Annotated in this window: 15 protein-coding genes; 6 read left to right on the top strand and 9 right to left on the bottom strand. The window is 53.9% G+C overall.

Annotated features, from left to right (window positions below; translation table 11 throughout):
• Window positions 1-137: 137 nt before the first annotated feature.
• Entirely contained in the window at window positions 138-2,369 is a 2,232-nt protein-coding gene (locus WKJ04_RS00400; protein WP_337878607.1) for a S46 family peptidase, read from the top strand.
• Window positions 2,370-2,530: 161 nt separating this feature from the next.
• On the opposite strand, the gene WKJ04_RS00395 is transcribed toward WKJ04_RS00400, so the two are convergent.
• From WKJ04_RS00395 to WKJ04_RS00380, 4 genes are read right to left on the bottom strand one after another with little or no spacing between them, the layout of a single operon-like run.
• Window positions 2,531-2,902 carry a VOC family protein gene (locus tag WKJ04_RS00395; protein ID WP_337878606.1) on the bottom strand — a complete coding sequence of 124 codons (372 nt, stop codon included), beginning with the start codon at window positions 2,900-2,902 and terminating at the stop codon, window positions 2,531-2,533.
• A gap of 13 nt (window positions 2,903-2,915) precedes the next feature.
• Window positions 2,916-3,479: a DUF4287 domain-containing protein gene (locus WKJ04_RS00390; RefSeq protein ID WP_337878605.1), complete on the bottom strand. Its 564-nt coding sequence runs from the start codon at window positions 3,477-3,479 to the stop codon at window positions 2,916-2,918.
• 11 nt (window positions 3,480-3,490) lie between these two features.
• Window positions 3,491-4,003, bottom strand: a complete 513-nt coding sequence (locus tag WKJ04_RS00385; protein WP_337878604.1) for an SRPBCC domain-containing protein — start codon at window positions 4,001-4,003, stop codon at window positions 3,491-3,493.
• Window positions 4,000-4,359 (bottom strand): helix-turn-helix transcriptional regulator, encoded by a 360-nt coding sequence (locus WKJ04_RS00380; RefSeq protein ID WP_337878603.1) that lies wholly within the window; start codon window positions 4,357-4,359, stop codon window positions 4,000-4,002. The genes WKJ04_RS00385 and WKJ04_RS00380 overlap by 4 nt, the downstream gene beginning before the upstream one ends.
• A 96-nt stretch (window positions 4,360-4,455) precedes the next feature.
• Between WKJ04_RS00380 and WKJ04_RS00375 the strand changes: the two genes are divergently transcribed.
• Together WKJ04_RS00375 and WKJ04_RS00370 are read left to right on the top strand one after the other, a co-directional pair.
• Window positions 4,456-5,205 (top strand): glutathione S-transferase family protein, encoded by a 750-nt coding sequence (locus WKJ04_RS00375; protein WP_337878602.1) that lies wholly within the window; start codon window positions 4,456-4,458, stop codon window positions 5,203-5,205.
• A gap of 201 nt (window positions 5,206-5,406) precedes the next feature.
• Window positions 5,407-7,029: a methyl-accepting chemotaxis protein gene (locus WKJ04_RS00370; protein WP_337878601.1), complete on the top strand. Its 1,623-nt coding sequence runs from the start codon at window positions 5,407-5,409 to the stop codon at window positions 7,027-7,029.
• 68 nt (window positions 7,030-7,097) lie between these two features.
• Here the strand turns inward: WKJ04_RS00370 and WKJ04_RS00365 are convergent, their stop codons facing one another.
• Window positions 7,098-8,327: an MFS transporter gene (locus tag WKJ04_RS00365; protein ID WP_337878600.1), complete on the bottom strand. Its 1,230-nt coding sequence runs from the start codon at window positions 8,325-8,327 to the stop codon at window positions 7,098-7,100.
• 192 nt (window positions 8,328-8,519) lie between these two features.
• Between WKJ04_RS00365 and WKJ04_RS00360 the strand changes: the two genes are divergently transcribed.
• Complete coding sequence (locus WKJ04_RS00360; protein ID WP_337878599.1) at window positions 8,520-9,569, top strand: prolyl oligopeptidase family serine peptidase; 1,050 nt, start codon at window positions 8,520-8,522, stop codon at window positions 9,567-9,569.
• A gap of 5 nt (window positions 9,570-9,574) precedes the next feature.
• Here WKJ04_RS00360 and WKJ04_RS00355 read toward each other — a convergent pair whose 3' ends face one another.
• Window positions 9,575-11,506, bottom strand: coding sequence for an alpha-amylase family glycosyl hydrolase (locus tag WKJ04_RS00355; RefSeq protein ID WP_337878598.1), 1,932 nt, complete (start codon window positions 11,504-11,506; stop codon window positions 9,575-9,577).
• Window positions 11,507-11,685: 179 nt separating this feature from the next.
• Here WKJ04_RS00355 and WKJ04_RS00350 point away from each other — a divergent pair, with 179 nt between their 5' ends.
• On the top strand, window positions 11,686-12,651 hold the full coding sequence (locus WKJ04_RS00350) for a carbohydrate kinase (protein WP_337878597.1): 966 nt from the start codon (window positions 11,686-11,688) through the stop codon (window positions 12,649-12,651).
• A 72-nt stretch (window positions 12,652-12,723) separates the two neighbouring features.
• On the opposite strand, the gene WKJ04_RS00345 is transcribed toward WKJ04_RS00350, so the two are convergent.
• A complete protein-coding gene (locus tag WKJ04_RS00345) occupies window positions 12,724-12,921 on the bottom strand; it encodes a hypothetical protein (RefSeq protein WP_337840738.1) in 198 nt (65 codons plus the stop codon).
• Window positions 12,922-13,075: 154 nt separating this feature from the next.
• Entirely contained in the window at window positions 13,076-13,690 is a 615-nt protein-coding gene (locus WKJ04_RS00340) for a DUF2726 domain-containing protein (protein ID WP_337840737.1), read from the bottom strand.
• A 208-nt stretch (window positions 13,691-13,898) separates the two neighbouring features.
• Between WKJ04_RS00340 and aceB the strand changes: the two genes are divergently transcribed.
• Window positions 13,899-15,491 carry a malate synthase A gene (gene aceB / locus WKJ04_RS00335; protein WP_337878596.1) on the top strand — a complete coding sequence of 531 codons (1,593 nt, stop codon included), beginning with the start codon at window positions 13,899-13,901 and terminating at the stop codon, window positions 15,489-15,491.
• 54 nt (window positions 15,492-15,545) lie between these two features.
• Here aceB and WKJ04_RS00330 read toward each other — a convergent pair whose 3' ends face one another.
• On the bottom strand, window positions 15,546-16,481 hold the full coding sequence (locus WKJ04_RS00330) for a LysR family transcriptional regulator (protein ID WP_337840735.1): 936 nt from the start codon (window positions 16,479-16,481) through the stop codon (window positions 15,546-15,548).
• Window positions 16,482-16,543: the final 62 nt, after the last annotated feature.

The following is a 16,543-nucleotide window of genomic DNA, read 5'->3' as shown; positions in this document are numbered from 1 at the left end:
TAGCATGTTGATCTGATTGGGTAAATTACGCTGAGTAAAATTATCTTCTGTGCCATGCGCTTTACCCCCTTGCGGTTGCGCTGGACGGCAAAGCGTGGATAATCGGCGCACCACAACAAATACAATCACAGGTCCTTATGAAATACAGAGTACTTACTGCAGCCCTGGCTGCTGTTTTGGCTTCATCTGCCTATGCCGATGAAGGCCAGTGGCAACCGCATCAGTTGGCTGAATTGCAAACAGAACTCAGCAAAGCCGGTATTGAAATTCCGGGTAAACAACTGGCCGATTTAAGCCAGTATCCGATGAATGCCATTGTCAGCCTGGGTTATTGCTCAGCGTCTTTTGTGTCAGGGCAGGGCCTGGTCGTCACCAACCACCACTGTGGTTACAACGCCATTCAGAATAACTCGACCAAAGACAACAACCTGATTGAAAAAGGTTTTCTGGCGAAAAATTTAAAAGAAGAACTGCCAGCCGGGCCGCAGGAGCGTTTGTATATTACTGAAGAGGTGCTGGATGTGACGGACAAAGTCACAGCAAGCCTGAGCGGTCTGACCGGCGCTGCCCGTTATGAAGCCATTGAAACGGCGCGCAAGAACCTGATTAAAGACTGCGAAACAGACCCGAACTACCGCTGCTCAGTGGTCAGTTTCCACCATGGCATGCAGTATTTTCAGATTAAACAGCTGATGCTGCAGGACGTGCGTCTGGTGTATGCACCCAGTGAAGCAGTTGGCAATTTTGGTGGCGACATCGATAACTTCGAATACCCGCGCCACACCGGCGATTACACCTTCCTGCGTGGTTATGTCGGCAAAGACGGCAAACCTGCGCCTTATGCTGAAGAGAACGTGCCTTACCAGCCGAAGAGCTTCTTAAAAGTAAATGCCAATGGGGTACGGGAAGGGGACGGCATCTTATTGGCCGGTTATCCAGGCCAGACCAGCCGTTACCGTCTGGCGGATGAAATTGCTTTTGCCGCCGACTGGCAATACCCGGCCATGGTGAAAACTTATCAGCAAATGATCAACAGCATCGACCGTTTAGGTGCCGCCGATGCTGAACTGAAAGTAAAATACGCCTCAGTGGTAAAAAGCCATAACAACCGTATGAAAAAACTGCAGGGCTTGCTGGACGGCTTTCAAGTGACCGACATTCACGCCATTAAGCTGGAGCGCGAACAGCAGCTGAACCAGTGGATCCAGGCGGACCCATCCCGTGCGCCTTACCAACAGGCCATGGCAGAGCTTGCCAAAGTGGTGGATGCCGAGCAGGCCTTTACCCAACAGACTTATTATTTTGAAAATGCCAAACGCAGCGATTTATTAACAGCTGCCAGCACCTTGTACCGTCTGGCGCAAGAGCAGCAGAAACCCGATGCAGAACGCGAAATGGGTTACCAGGACCGCGACTTGCCGATGATTAAAGCCCGTCTGGCGCGGCTGGAAAAAAGTTATGCCGAGGCCATGGATATTGAGCTTTGGTCGGAGCAACTGGCTGACTACGCGGCACAGCCGGATGCGGTGCGGGTGGCTGAACTGGACCAGGCCTTGGGTTTAACCGCTGGTATGACGCAGGCGCAAATCAAACCCTTGCTGCAAAAGCTGTATGCACAAAGCCAACTGGCCACGACCGAAGGACGGCTGGCCTGGTTAGGGCAAAAAGCTGCGGCCTTCGAGCAAAGCGACGATGCCTTTATTCGTCTGGCTGTGGCTATTGCCGGCAAAAACAAAGCGCTGGAACTGCAGGACAAAACCCTGAAAGGCCAGATTGCTGTGGTGCGCCCGGCTTATATGCAGGCCATTATTGCCTACAACAAAGAGCAGGGTAAGCCGGTGTACCCGGACGCCAACAGCACGCTGCGTATTACTTACGGCACAGTGGATGGCTACCCGGCCAAAGATGGTGTTTACAAAACACCCTTTACCTCAGTTAAAGGTATGATAGCCAAACGTCAGGCGGCGTATCCGTTTCATGTGCCGCAGGCGCTGGTGGATGCTTACACCCAAGGCAAAACCGATGGCTATTTTTATGCCGATTTAGCGGCGCAGACAAAAAGCCCCTGGTACTGCGGTATTTTTAGCTGCCCGGAGCCAAAGAAAACGGCGTTTAACTCAGTGCCGGTGAACTTCCTGTCCAGCGCTGACACCACGGGCGGCAACTCAGGCTCTGCGGTGATGAATGCCCGCGGTGAACTGGTGGGATTAAACTTTGATTCCACTTATGAGTCCATTACCAAAGACTGGTACTTCAACCCGGAAATCACCCGCGCTATTCACGTCGATATCCGCTTTATGCTGTGGATGATGCAGTATGTGGACGGTGCCGATAACCTGCTGAGTGAAATGAGCATAGTGCGTCACTAAGGGCTGCAGTAATGGCGCAGCTTGCTGCGCCAACTCTGTGAATAGCGTGTCGTGAGAATAGCCCCTGGCAATTTTTAGCGAAAACAGGGCCGGAGACCTTCACTCAAATTAGCCAAAAAAGAACAGGGCCACCTGCATCAGACAGCGTTGCTGGCTGCAACTTAGCGGTGCTGGTCCAGCATTATCTGATTCCCGTCCGGGTCTTCCAGCACTATATGGGCTGGGCCTGAACTGGTTTCATCTGCGCTTTTCTGCAACTGAATGCCTTGTGCCAGCAGGTGCTGCTGAATTTGCCGGATATCAGTAAACTCAGTCAGAGGTTCGGCATTCTGGTTCCAGCCTGGGTTAAAGGTCAGGATGTTTTTCTCAAACATGCCCTGAAACAACCCCAGTACTGTGTCGCCATTTTTTAAGATTAACCAGTTCTGGCTTTGGTCACCGGCAAAGACACTAAACCCCAGTTTCTGGTAAAACTGCTTTGACGCCTCAATATCCTTCACCGTTAAGCTGACGGAAAATGCACCTAATTCCATGCGAATCTCTCCTTTAACCTTTTAAGTAAGCTTCTTTTAGCCAGTGTTTCAGTTCATCGTTCAGATCGGTCGCCTGACTGACCCGGATGCGATGGCTGCACATGGCGCTAAAGCTGCCGGACGCTTCCAGCAGTCCCTGTGGCTCTACCCCTTTTAAATTCAGGCCTATGTCCAGCCGGCTGGCGGTGGAGGGCTGAATTAACGCAAATTGTTTGTTGCGCCTGATGCTGACATAAGTTTTTTTCGGGCTGATTTCAATGTCGCTGCCCAGGCTGTGCAGATACTGCAACAGCTCGTCATACCAGGGCTTCAGGGCGGCTTTAGCACCGGCGTATTGAGCGGCCACTAAATCTTCTTCTAAGGCAGGACCGCCCGCGGCGGCTTCTTTGGCCCTGTGCGCCACCAGATTGGCGTAGCCATGGCCTATGCCAAATTCGCTTTTCAGCCAGTTCACCACTTCACTGTGTTTGCTGAAGCTCTGTTGATTGGCAAGAGTCAGCCACTCTGCCTGAGATTTGCCGGTGCTTTGTTCCAGGTTACGCCATTGGCTTTGTTCGGCGGCTGTCACGTCGGTCATGCTTCTATTCCTTATAAAGGCCAGTGTTCAGCGCGGGTTTTGGCGGGTAACACAAACCCCAGTTTGCTGAACAGGAAATACATCACGCGGGTACCAAAGGCCGGTTTGCCGGTTTCGACCACCGCCTTTAAGGTGTTCAGGATCAACTGACTGCCCCCGGCCATATCTTTGGCGGTGCGGGTGCCCACTGGCAGGTTCTCGACAATCAGCGACACTTCCACCCCTTGCTCCAGCTGTTTCAGCTCGTAGCAGACAACACATTCCGGGTCGTCGTACTGGGTAAAGCGAAAGCTGTGAACAAAACGGTACGGCGGTTCATACGCCATCACCTTGCCAATCACCAGCACATTGCGCCCGTCTGCGGTTCGCATCTGCAAGCTGGCACCGGGCACCAGCGCCTGGGCATGTAACCAGGCATTAAATACCGCAGCCTGGGGTTCGTCGTTTTTGGTCAGCTCGCGCCAGATGGCTTCGAGACTGCCGTTGATCGTAATTTTGGACACCAGTCGGCTGGTTTCGGTCATAACAGGTCCTTAGTCAGTTCTGTTGTAGTGTGGTCAGGCTGTTCCACTGCTGCTTTTAACCGCAGCAGCTGGCTGGCCCAGAAATCCCGGTATTGGTCGCCCCAGCGCTGATGGATTTGCTGCAAAGGCACAGGGTTAAAATACAGTGGCCGTTCCCGGCCTTGTTTTTGTGCCATCACCAGACCGGCATCCAGCAGCACCTGCAGATGCTTCATCAGGCCAATACGGCTGATGCTGAATTCGGCCTGCAATTGGCTGAGGGTACAGCCTGGTCTGGCGGCAATCAGGTCGAGCAGCAATCGTCTGCTGCTGTTGGCCAGCGCCAGAAACACCAGATCCAGTTGTTGTTCATTCATAGGGGCTCCATAAGTAACTAAAAGGTTACCTATAACGGCATCCCTGTCAAATCGGACCAGTGGTTGTGGATAGGCTGGTTTCTTGCCGAAGCTGGCTTGTTTACTTCTGTTGCGGTGGCACAGTGGCGTTACACTGAAGTGATCAACAGAGGAACCTTTATGTATCAGCTATTTATTGCCAATAAAAATTACTCGTCCTGGTCGTTGCGGCCCTGGTTGCTGCTGACGGAACTGGGCATTGCCTTTGAAGAGCAGCAGGTGCTGTTCCGGAGCAATGACAATGCCGGACTGTTTAAAGGTTTTGCGCCCAATGCCAAAGTTCCTTGTTTGCATGACGACGGCTGGGTGGTGTGGGATTCGCTGGCTATTGTTGAATACCTGGCTGAGCGGCATCCGGGGGTCTGGCCTGCTGATGCCAAAGCACGCAGCTGGGCACGTTCGGCCAGTGCGGAGATGCATTCAGGTTTTAGCGCTTTGCGCGGGTATTGCCCTTTCCATGCGGCTGGCCGTTTCGATAAAACGCCTTTACCTGCCGCTGTGCTGACCGACTTACAGCGAATTTCTGAGTTATGGCTGCAGGGGATAAGCTGGTTCGGAGGCCCTTATCTGGCCGGTTCCGCATTCAGTGCCGTGGATGCGTTTTTTGCTCCTGTGGTGTTTCGTTGTCAGAGTTATGGTTTGCCGCTTTCAGAGCCTGCTGCAACCTATGCGTGCTTTTTGCTGCAGCAAGCTGGAATGCAGTTGTGGTACCGGCAGGCACTGGCCGAACCTTATCGCGAGGCTGAGCATGAACAGGCTGCGCTCGGTCAGGGGAAACTGCTGGCGGATCACCGAATAAGCGGTTGATGGATAGTTACACGCCCTTAGAACCTCAGCGATTACCCAAACCTGCTGAACGCTCAGTCTTCCTTTTTAACCTGTATCGAGAATCACCAGCCTTTGACGGCTGGTGATTTTTTTGTTGTCACAAAAAATTAAAGAAAACCTCTGGGGGGGTCGCTTTAGCCCACTGTTTTGTATTCATTCTTCTGTTGAGAGTAACACCTGATGCTGCGTAAATTAAAAGTAGGGAAACGACTGGCTTTGTCGTTTGGTGTGTTAGTGCTGGTCAGTGTGATTGTCGGGATGGTGGCTATGCTGCGTTTTGCCGAAACCCAGACCAGTATCGACAATATTGCTGACCGGCGTTTACCGGCCACTATGCTGGTGGCAGAGATGAACCGTGAATTTATGCTGATCCGCCTGCACACTGTGAATATCCTGCTGGCGCAATCGGAAGAAGAGCGTGAACAACAATGGCAGGCATTGGCTGGCGTGATGAAAAATTACGAAGATTTTTCTGCGCAGGCGGCAGAGTTTCATAAAACGGCCGCAGGCAAGTCAGCTTTTGACAAAGTGCTGCAGGCCAGAGCGGGTTATGCAACCTTGCATCAGCACATGCTGGCTTTAATGAAAGAGCGGAAATTTGCAGAAGCCCAGGCCATGCGTAATCAGGGTATTAATCAGGCGTCAGCGCAGTTGACCCAGGCACTGGCCGATTTAGCTCTCTACCAGAAACAGACAGCTCATCAGCAATCTCAAAATGCCAAACACAGCATTCTGCTGGCCAATATCAGCATGATCACTGTGATTGGGCTGGCTATTCTGTTGGGGGGCCTGTTGGCCTTTTTCTTCAGTCGCAGCCTGACAGTGCCAATGAACAATGCGGTGCTGATCAGCCAGCGTATAGCGTCTGGCGATCTCACTCAGCAGTTTGCTGACGAGGAGCCTGACGAAGCCGGGGAACTGATCCGCGCTATGGCCAGAATGCAACAACAGCTGCGTCAGACTATTCATGATATCAGCCACTCATCATCCCAGCTGGCCGCTACTTCCGAAGAGCTGAGTGTGGTGACGGAACAGTCGTCGCGCACCCTGAACCAGCAAAGTATGGAGCTGGATATGGCGGTGACGGCGGTGACTGAGCTGACGGCGGCAATTGAAGATGTGGCGCGCAATGCACTGGAAACCTCACGCAACTCCACTGAAGCCGATGAAGAAGCCAAACAGGGCAAACAACGGGTCGACCTGGCGGTGCAATCGATCCGGCTGCTGGAAACAGACTTGCAGCAGGCCCGTCTGGGCATTGAGCAACTGGTGGAGCGGGTGCAAAGCATAGGCTCTGTGCTGGATGTGATTCGCGCTATTGCTGACCAGACCAACCTGCTGGCGTTAAATGCGGCTATTGAGGCCGCCCGGGCCGGCGAAAGTGGCCGTGGTTTTGCCGTCGTGGCTGATGAGGTGCGTGCGCTGGCACATCGAACTCAGGAATCGACCAAAGAAATTGAGAAAATGATGCAGGCAGTGCAGGCAGAAACTCAGCAGACAGTGGAAAGCATTGAACGCAGCAGCAGGGTGGCGACAGAAACCCGCCAGGCTTCAGACGCCGCTGGCAGTGCATTTTCCGGCATTGCGGTGTCGCTGGAGCAAATTAATGATCAGAACATGACAGTCGCCAGCGCTGCTGAACAGCAAGCCACTGTGGCCCGCGAGGTGGACAGAGGCCTGCTGAATATTCGCGATTTGTCAGCCCAGACCTCTGAAGGGGCGCATGAAACCCAGGCGTCCAGCGCGGAGCTGGCCCGCCTGGCAGAACACCTGAACCAGCTGGTAACACAGTTTCGGGTGTAACTCTCACACGGAGGCAAGACGAGAAAGCCGGATTTCGCTCCGGCTTTCTCGTCCGTACTGAACAGAGTTCAGGCGGGCTGAGCCTGAATCCGTTCTATTCTGGCTTCCCTTATAGGCAAATTCGCAGCGGCGGCCAGTAAAGCCAGTGCTATATCGGCGTACCACATCCAACTGAAATCACCAAAAGCAGTGACCGCCAGGCCCCCAAGATAAGCACCTAAAAAGCCGCCTACCTGGTGGGAAAACAGCGTCAGGCCAAATAAGGTGGCCAGGTAGCGGGTGCCAAAGAGTTTGCCGACTATGGCCGCAGTGGGGGGCACAGTGGCCAGCCAGGTCAGGCCCAGGCCTACCGCAAAAATGTAGAAGGTCCACTCGGTTTTTGGCATCAGCAAATACCAGCCAATCAGCAGTGCGCGTGAAGCGTACATCAGCGCCAGAATATGTTTGCTGCGGTGGCGGGACACCGCCGCACCGGCATAGAGGCTGCCGGCAATATTGGCCAGACCAATCAGCGCCAGAGACCAACTGGCCACACTGGCCGGCAGGCCACAGAGCTCGACTTCACCGGGCAGATGCGTCACCAGAAAGGCCACATGAAAACCACAGGTAAAAAAGCCCAGATGGATCAGTGCGTAACTGCGATCGCTCAGAGCCCGGCGCAAGGTGGGCCAGAGTTTCGCTTCGGTGCCGCTTTGCCCTGATGCGGCATTGTGAGGACTGTTGCTTTGGCCTGTCACTTTATTTATCAGCGGCAAGGCAGCCAGCGCCGCCACTGCCAAAGCCCATAAAGCACCCATCCAGCCAAAGACGGCGATCAGCTTTTGTGCCAGTGGGGCAAACACAAACTGGCCCAAAGAACCGCCGGCATTGATGATGCCGGAGGCAGAACCGCGCACTTCAGCCGGTAAACGCTGGGCCGCAGCACCTATCAACACCGAAAAGCTGCTGGCACCCGAGCCGATGGCGGTCAGCAGGCCGACCGTAAAAATCAGGCCAAAACTGTTTTGGATAAAAGGCGTCAGGGCGCAGCCAATCGCCAGGATCAATAAACCATAAGACAACACAGGTTTGGGGCCATACTTGTCGGCCAGAATGCCGGCCACAGGCTGCACCGCGCCCCAGCAAAACTGCGCTATCGCCAAAGCAAAACTAATAGCCACCAGGCCCAGGCCTGTGTCGGCGTTGATTGGGTTGACGAACAAACCAAAAGACTGGCGTATGCCCATGGTCACCATCAAAATACCAGCGGCGGCCAGCACCACGCCCTGCACTCCGGGTTGACGCACTGCATTAAACATAAAGGGCTCCATTCGGTTCTGCTGAGGACTGTACTATCGCTGCATCCGCCCGAGGCGACAAGTGGCAGACAGGCCAGAAGCGCAGCTTATCCAGCCAAAGCGGGAGCGGAAAAAAAACAGACTTGACCGCTTGACCGCCCACTCTGGGCTCAGTTAGTTTGTTTTCTCTTTTAATACAAGGATGTAACAAGAATGAAATACCCTGCGTTGTCGGCGGTGCTGGTTCTGTCTTGCCTGACGTCTGCTTTGCCTTTATCGGCGGCCACCAGTAAAACAGCGGCCACCCCCAGTGCCGGATTTGCCTCCCCCCACATCGAAAAACAGCGCTCCTGTTTCTCAGGCCCCGCCGCCAGCCATCAACACTTTCTTGACTGGCTCAGCGCTCAGCCCGGCAAAGCCGGAGTGGACCCGCAACAGCGTCGCGTTATGCTGGAGCAGCAGTTTAAAGCAGAAGATTTTGGCCGGTATCAGGCCAATTTAGACTGCAGGGAAATTCGTTACACTGTGGATGGTCTTTCCGTGCGGGGTTATATCCTGTCGCCCAAAGGGGCAAAGCAAAAACTGCCCGTGCTGATTTTTAACCGCGGCGGTAATGGCGACTTTGGCCAACTGGTGTTTGGTCAGGTGTATCAGTTACTGATGCCGGTGGCGGAGCAGGGCTTTGTGATCCTGGCCAGTAACTACCGCTCCGATGAAAAAAAGCTTGGGACCACCCTGTTGCGCGACGAGTTTGGTGGGGCTGAAGTGGCCGATGTACTGGCATTAAAAGCCATTGCCGACCAGTTGCCTGAAGCCGATACCAGCAAACTGGCCATTTGGGGGCACAGCAGAGGCGGCATGATGACGTACCTGGCGGCGACGCAGTGGCCAGGTGAAGTCAAAGCCCTGGTCGCAGGGGCTGGGGTCGCCGATCTGGAATCCCATCTGAACCTCAGGCCTGAGATGGAAAAAATTTATCAGTACCGTATTCCCGGCTATGCCGACCACAAAACAGCTGCGTTACGTGCGCGCTCTGCGTTGTATTTGCTGGACGAATTACCCAGGGTGCCGCTCTTGCTGCAACATGGTGAACAAGACGAGCGGGTGGAAGTGGAGCAATCCAAACGCTTGGCCACTGAGCTTGAAAAGCGTCAGTGGCCCTATCAGCTGCTGCTGTATCCGGGGGCCAACCACAGCTTTGCCCCTGTTCAGCAACAAGTCCGGGCAGATATGGTCCAGTGGTTAAAACAGCAGCTGAAGTAATTGAATTATTCAGGCGTTACCGGTGTCAGCCACAGCACCTGGTAGGGCTGTAACCGGGCAGTGCCAGCCGGATAGTGCTGGCCGCTCAGCTCATCGGTAAAGGCGCCTGTGGCGGGCAGCGTCAGCTGCTGTGGCTGCTCTGAAAAATTCACCAGAGCCAACAGCCTGTCGCCTGCCAGTTCGCGCTGATAACAAAACAGATGCGGATTGCCACAATCCAGAATCCTGGTACTGCCCTGGCCCAATACCGCGAGGCGGCGGCGGGCGACCAGCAGTTGTTGCAACTGCTGGTAAATCTGTCCTGATAACGACGCAGGGTCTTTAGCCTTTGCCAGCTGCGCCGCCGTGACTTTCACCCTGTTGACCCACCGGCTGTCGTCTTTCTTCGCCGGGTCGTTCACAAAACTGTAGTCATTCAGCAGCCCTAATTCGTCCCCCATATAGAGCAACGGCAGGCCGCCTATGCTCAGGATCACCGAATTGAGCAGATAAATCCGCGCCAGTGCATGTGCAAGGTGCTGTGTATTGTGCTGCAGCTGCGCCTGTTCGACACCAGCCAGCGACGCCAGCATGCCTGCGACCCGGCAATCGCCGGTCACAGGGTTTTGCTGGAAGGGCACGCCGGTGGCAAAGCTGCCGGCAAACTGGCCGGTGTAAAACTGGTTGAGGAAATGCCGGTGATGATCAGGGTGAATGCCCAGTTGCCAGGCCACATTGTCATCAAAGGTCCAGCCAATATCGTCATGGCAACGAATGTAATTCACCCAGCTGCAATGCGGGTCAATGGCAAAACGGCGTTTTAAGGATTCGGTCAGCAAGCGGGTCTTTCGGGTGGCCAGACTGTTCCATAACAGGGCCATCAACAGGGGGTTGTAGGATAACTGGCATTCAGTGGGGGCTATGTATTTCACCACTTCATCCGGATGCACTATGGCTTCCGATTTAAACTGCAGCGCAGGCGCCGCAATACGGGCCACCGCATTAAAGGCCTGGATCAGCAGATGGGCTTTGGGCAGGTTTTCACAGTTCGTGCCTGCTTCTTTCCAGACAAAGGCCAGCGCATCCAGCCGCAGCACCGCCGCGCCCTGATTGGCCAAAAACAGCATTTCTGCGGCCATGGCATTAAAAACGGCCGGGTTGGCGTAGTTTAAATCCCACTGAAAGCTGTTAAAGGTGGTCCAGACCCATAAGGCGGATGCCGGGTCCTGGGTAAAGCAGCCCCGACGGATTTCCGGGAATATTTCGCGCAGGTGAGGCGCATAGCGGTCGCGCTCGGCTTCGGTCAGGAAAAAATAAAAATCGCGGTACTCCGGGTCGCCTTTTTTGGCTTTTAGCGCCCAGCTATGTTCGTCGGACGTGTGGTTAAACACAAAATCCAACACAGGACGGATGCCCTCACGGTGCAGCTCGGCCATCAGCTCCGCCAATTGTTGCATGCTGCCCAGCGCCGGCATGGTCGTGCGGTAGTCCGACACCGCATAACCGCCATCGCTGTTCGGTTCCGGCGCTTTAAACAAGGGCATCAGATGCAGGTAATTAATACCTGTTTGTTTTAAATAAGGGATACGTTGTTTCAGCCCTTCGAAATCGCCGGCAAATAAATCAACGTAACAGGCTGCCCCCAGCTGGTCGCTGTGCTGGTGCCAGTCCTGCGGCTGTTCGTCCAGCTGGCACAGGTAGTCCGGGCGGCTGGCGCTGCTTTTCGCCAGGCTTTTCAGCAATTGCTCCAGATGGAAGTAACAGTCATAACGTTCAGCATATAACTGCAGGTACAGCCTGAGTAATACCGGCAGCTGTGCATTCAGCCGGGATTGCAGCGCGGGCCATTGTTGTTTTGCCAGAGGTTTCAGGGTTTGGCTGAAACGTTTTAGTAGTCTCTGACATTCCAGTTGTAATAAGCCTGGCTGACTAAGTAGCTGAGCTGTGGTGGCCTGCATGGGGAGATCCGGGTTGAGCACGAATAGTGCTGCTAATAAAACGTGATCTGAAACGTTTTTGCAAGGTTTTCTCCGGCCTAAAGCAAAAAAAATTTCTGCAAGGAATTTACTGAATACGCAGAAAAGACTAATCTGCCTTAAACGATTAAGTTAAGTTTGTTCAATTCGAGGTGCATCTGATGCCGACTGTCCCTGTCTGTTGTTTTGGCGAAGCATTAATCGACTTTCTGCAAGACCCGGCTCAGCCTGATCTGTTCCGCCGTTATGCCGGTGGTGCGCCTGCCAATGTGGCTGTGGCGGTGGCCCGGCTGGGGGGGCAAAGCCATTTTCTCGGCATGTTGGGGCAGGATCTCTTTGGTGATTTTTTGCATCAGCAATTAGTCAGCTACGGCGTGAACTGTGAGCTGGTCCGCTTTACCAGCGACGCCAAAACGGCGTTGGCTTTTGTGGCGTTAAATCAGGACGGCGACCGCAGCTTTTCGTTTTACCGGCCACCGTCGGCAGATTTATTGTATCGGGCTGAGCATTGCCCTGCGGCATTCTGGCTGCAGCCCGGCATTTTGCATCTGTGCTCGAACAGCCTCACCACGCCTGACATAGCGGCCACCAGTTTCAGCCTGATCCAACAGGCCAGGCAACATGGCTGGCTGATTTCTGTGGATGCCAACCTGCGGCACAATCTGTGGGCTTGCGGCCAGGCTGATCGTGTTTTGGTGCGCCAGTTGGTGCAACAGGCTGATCTGGTCAAGCTGGGCGAGGATGAGCTGCGTTATCTGGCGGATGAGCAGGCTGATACCGACTGGATTCGGCAGTTACTGGCAGGCCAGGCCCGTTGGGTACTGGTGACGGCCGGGGCCGCCGAAGTGTGCAGCTACAGCAGAGCCGGGCACTTTGTGCAGCAGGTAACAGCTGTGCAGGTGAAAGACAGCACAGCGGCCGGTGATGCCTTTGTCGGGGCCTGGTTGTATCAGCTGGCCGAAGCCATCCGGCAGGGCCAGGCGTTGGACAACTGTCTGGTCTCTTTGCACTGGCAGCAGCAACTGGTGCAAGGCGCAATAAAGGCGGGCTCATTCACCTGTATGTCTTATGGTGCTTTTGCCGCCTTGCCAGACCGGCAACAATGGCTGGCTGCGCAAAACAGCTAAAGCAGCAGAGTCTGTGAATCTCGCCAAAAGAAAAGGGCTGACAATGTCAGCCCTTGGGTTGCAGACAAAAGCCTACACTCTGATGTCAATATTCTGACCCAGGTTGCCCACGGGAGATGGGCTTTGCAGCTGTGCCACAGGCATGGCTGCGCTTTGCAAGAGCTCAAGGGCCGCACGGCCTTCTGCCACTTGCTGTTTTTTGGCCAGACTGGCGCTCAGAACTTCATAGCCTTCGCTTAAACCAGGGGCTCCGCTTATGGATGTTGTCATGTTTACTCCCATGCCATTTATCCTTTAACTCTATCGGCAGCCGGTTCTGCAGCTGAAGTAAAAATTTGTAATTTTTATTTAGGGCATGTAGACGGCGATAGCCAATCAATAAAAAAGCCACCCGCAGGTGGCTTTTTCTGTCACTGACTGATGATCAATGAATAAGTGCTGTGGACTGCGCTTTGATCTGGTTTGGCGACAACACCGGAGTTAAAGGGCGCACCGGACGGGTTGGGCCTTTTTTCATATGGCCTTTGAGCAGCGGGTCTGGCTTTGGCAGGTTCTTGCCAATTTTGGCGGCCAGCCCGGCCTGAATATCAGCCACTGTGTAATCGGTGCGGACTTTCATGCGGATATAAGGTAAACCCGCCGCTTCCAGAGCCCCGCTGACAAACCAGTCTGGCGCCGCTTTGTGGCCATCCTTGCTGTTGTTATTTACCAGGTCAATCACCGCGACAATGGTCATGTCTTTTGGATCGCACAGCACAAAGTCCAGGTACTTGGCATTCATTTTCAGCATGGCCGCCCGGCGTGATTTGCTGTCGGTGTTTTGTTTGAAATCGAGCAGGTCCAGCATTTTGACTCTGTTCATAATTTTGTATTCGCCATTGACCGCTTGCTCCAGCAACACCAAGAAGTTGCGTTCGACCTGAGTAAATAAGGTGGCTTTTCTGCTGACCGGAAAGGGGTTGCCCTGCTGCATAAAGCGGCTTGCCAACAGTGCAGCGGCGACCACCAATACCACCAGTAACAATAAAACCAATTCCATAATGACCTCCGACAAAAATTTGACTGAACAGACGCAGCTTTGTGTCTGATACAGGGGGGTATGCAGGGGCTGTGCCAATGAATTAGTGTTTTTGCTCTAATATATATAAGCAAGGTGAATGTCTGGCATTGCTGCTATTAATGGCTGAAATAGGCTTGCTCACTTATAGTGAAGCTCACCCTACAAAGAGAAAGGCAAGGATCAACAGATGACCACCATTTCAGCTTTAACTATTCGTGGTGCTATGCACAGCGGCTTCGAGCAGATACTGACCCCAGAGGCGCAACAATTCCTGGTGGACCTGACCCGTGAGTTCCGGCCACAACTGAAAGCTCTGCTGGCGGCACGCCAAAGCAGGCAGCAGCAATTTGATGCTGGTGCGTTGCCAGACTTTTTGCCAGAAACCGCCAGTATCCGTGAGGGCAGCTGGTCAGTGGCTGCTATTCCGGCTGATTTGCAGGACAGACGGGTGGAAATTACCGGCCCGGTGGATCGTAAGATGATCATCAACGCCTTAAATGCCGATGTAAAAGTGTTTATGGCGGATTTTGAAGACTCGCAGGCCCCAAGCTGGGCTGGGGTTATTGAAGGCCAGATCAACCTGCGCGACGCCAACCTGGGCACTATCAGTTACAGCGACCCGCAATCCGGCAAACAATATGCGCTGCGGGACAATCCGGCCTTGTTGATTGCCCGGGTGCGTGGCCTGCACTTATGGGAAAAACACCTGTTGGTGGACGGTGAGCAGGTGCCGGGCTCGCTGGTCGATTTCGCTTTGTATTTCCTGCATAACTACCAAACCCGCTTAGCCAATGGCTCAGGCGTTTATTATTACCTGCCAAAGCTGCAAAGCCACAAAGAAGCGGCCTGGTGGGACAGCGTGTTCCGTTTTACCCAGGCGAAGTTCAACCAGCCGGTGGGCAGCATCCGCGCTACTGTGCTGATTGAAACCCTGCCTGCTGTGTTTGAAATGGATGAAATTCTGTATGCGCTGCGTGAGCATATTGTGGCGCTGAACTGCGGCCGCTGGGATTACATCTTCAGTTATATCAAAACCTTAAAGAACCATGCAGACCGGGTGTTGCCAGACCGTCAGGTAGTGACCATGGACCAGCCGTTTTTGTCGGCTTATTCGAGGCTGCTGATTAAAACCTGTCACAAACGCGGCGCGCTGGCGATGGGCGGCATGGCCGCTTTTATTCCGGCCAAAGATCCTGTTGCTAACGAAGCCATTCTGGCCAAAGTGACAGCCGACAAAGAGCGTGAAGCCAGCAACGGCCACGACGGCACCTGGGTGGCTCACCCTGGCCTGGCTGCCACGGCCAATGCGGTGTTTAACCGCTACCTGACCAACGGCAAGCTGAACCAGCTGGATGTCAGCCGCAGCGAAGATGCCCCTGTGACGGCGGCTGAGTTGCTGGCGCCATCAAGCGGTGAGCGTACCGAAGCCGGCATGCGCACCAATATCCGGGTGGCTTTGCAGTACATTGCGGCCTGGGTGAGTGGCAAAGGCTGTGTGCCAATTTATGGCCTGATGGAAGACGCGGCCACTGCGGAGATTTGCCGCACCTCCATCTGGCAATGGATTAAACACGGTAAAACCTTAAGCAACGGCCAACTGGTGACTAAAGATTTGTTTGCCCAGATGCTGCAGCAGGAGTCTGAGGTGGTGCGCACTGAAGTGGGTGAAGAGCAGTGGCAGGCGCAGAATTTTGCCAAAGCACAGCAGTTGCTGCTGCAAATTACCACAGCCGACGAGCTGGTGGATTTTCTGACCTTGCCAGCTTACGATCTGCTGTAACTCCTTAAATTTATAGGGGTCAGAACCTGACCCCTTTGTATTAATCCCTTTGTTTTACAACTCCTCGGCCACTTCGCCAATTAAACGGCGCAGCCAGATATGGCTGGCGTCCTGGTGCAACAAGGGGCTCCAAATCATTTTCAGTTCTATCGAGGGTATTGGAAAAGGCGGGTCCAGCACCTGCATGGTACTGTCATTCTGATACAAGAGCGCCGCACGCAATGGCAGGGTGGCGATCAGGTCGGTTTCTACCGCCAGATGCATGGCCACATGGTAGTTGCGGGTAAAGACGCTGATATTGCGCTGTTTACCAAACTTGGCCAGCGCTTCGTCCACCCAGCCCAGTTTCTGCACGTCAGCCGGGTCCATGCCCACCCCCACGCCAAAACCTGTTTTACTGACCCAGATATGCTGGCCTTTTAAATAACTGTCGAGGTTAAAGTGGCTGACAATGGGGTTTTGTTTATTCACCAGGCAGGCAAAGCTGTCACGCCAGATGGTCTTCTGGTGAAAGGACTGCGGCAGCTGGTCAAAGCGGTTAATTGCCATATCCACTTTGCCGTTTTCCACGTCGTGAAAGGTCACGTCGGAGGGCGTCATAATGTCGAGCGAGGTGGACGGGGCCAGGGCGCGCAGTTTTTTCAGCAGTGCTGGGATCAGGGTGGAGGCTGCGTAATCGCTGGCCATAATACGAAACACCCTGTGGCTGTGGTCGGGCTCAAATTCTTTGTTGGGTTGTAAGGTTTCTTCCAGCGTCAGCAAAATGCCCCTTACTACAGGCGCCAGCTCTTTGGCGCGTTCGGTCGGCACCATGCCGTCGGAGGTGCGCACCAGAATTGGGTCGTTTAATAAATCACGCAGCCGCTTTAAACCATTGCTCATGGCGGGTTGGGTAATGTTCAGCTGGTTAGCGGCGCGGGTCACGTTTTTCTCCCGCAGCAACACGTCCAGGTACACCAATAAGTTCAGGTCAATTTTGCTGATATTCATCATCCGGTCCTGTGGCTGTCTCTATTCACATAATGAATGATGGGAATCATAAAAATCAACTA

It is taken from the genome of Rheinheimera sp. (assembly GCF_037442345.1).
Taxonomy (GTDB): domain Bacteria; phylum Pseudomonadota; class Gammaproteobacteria; order Enterobacterales; family Alteromonadaceae; genus Pararheinheimera.
This window is presented reverse-complemented; position numbering and strand designations above follow the sequence as displayed.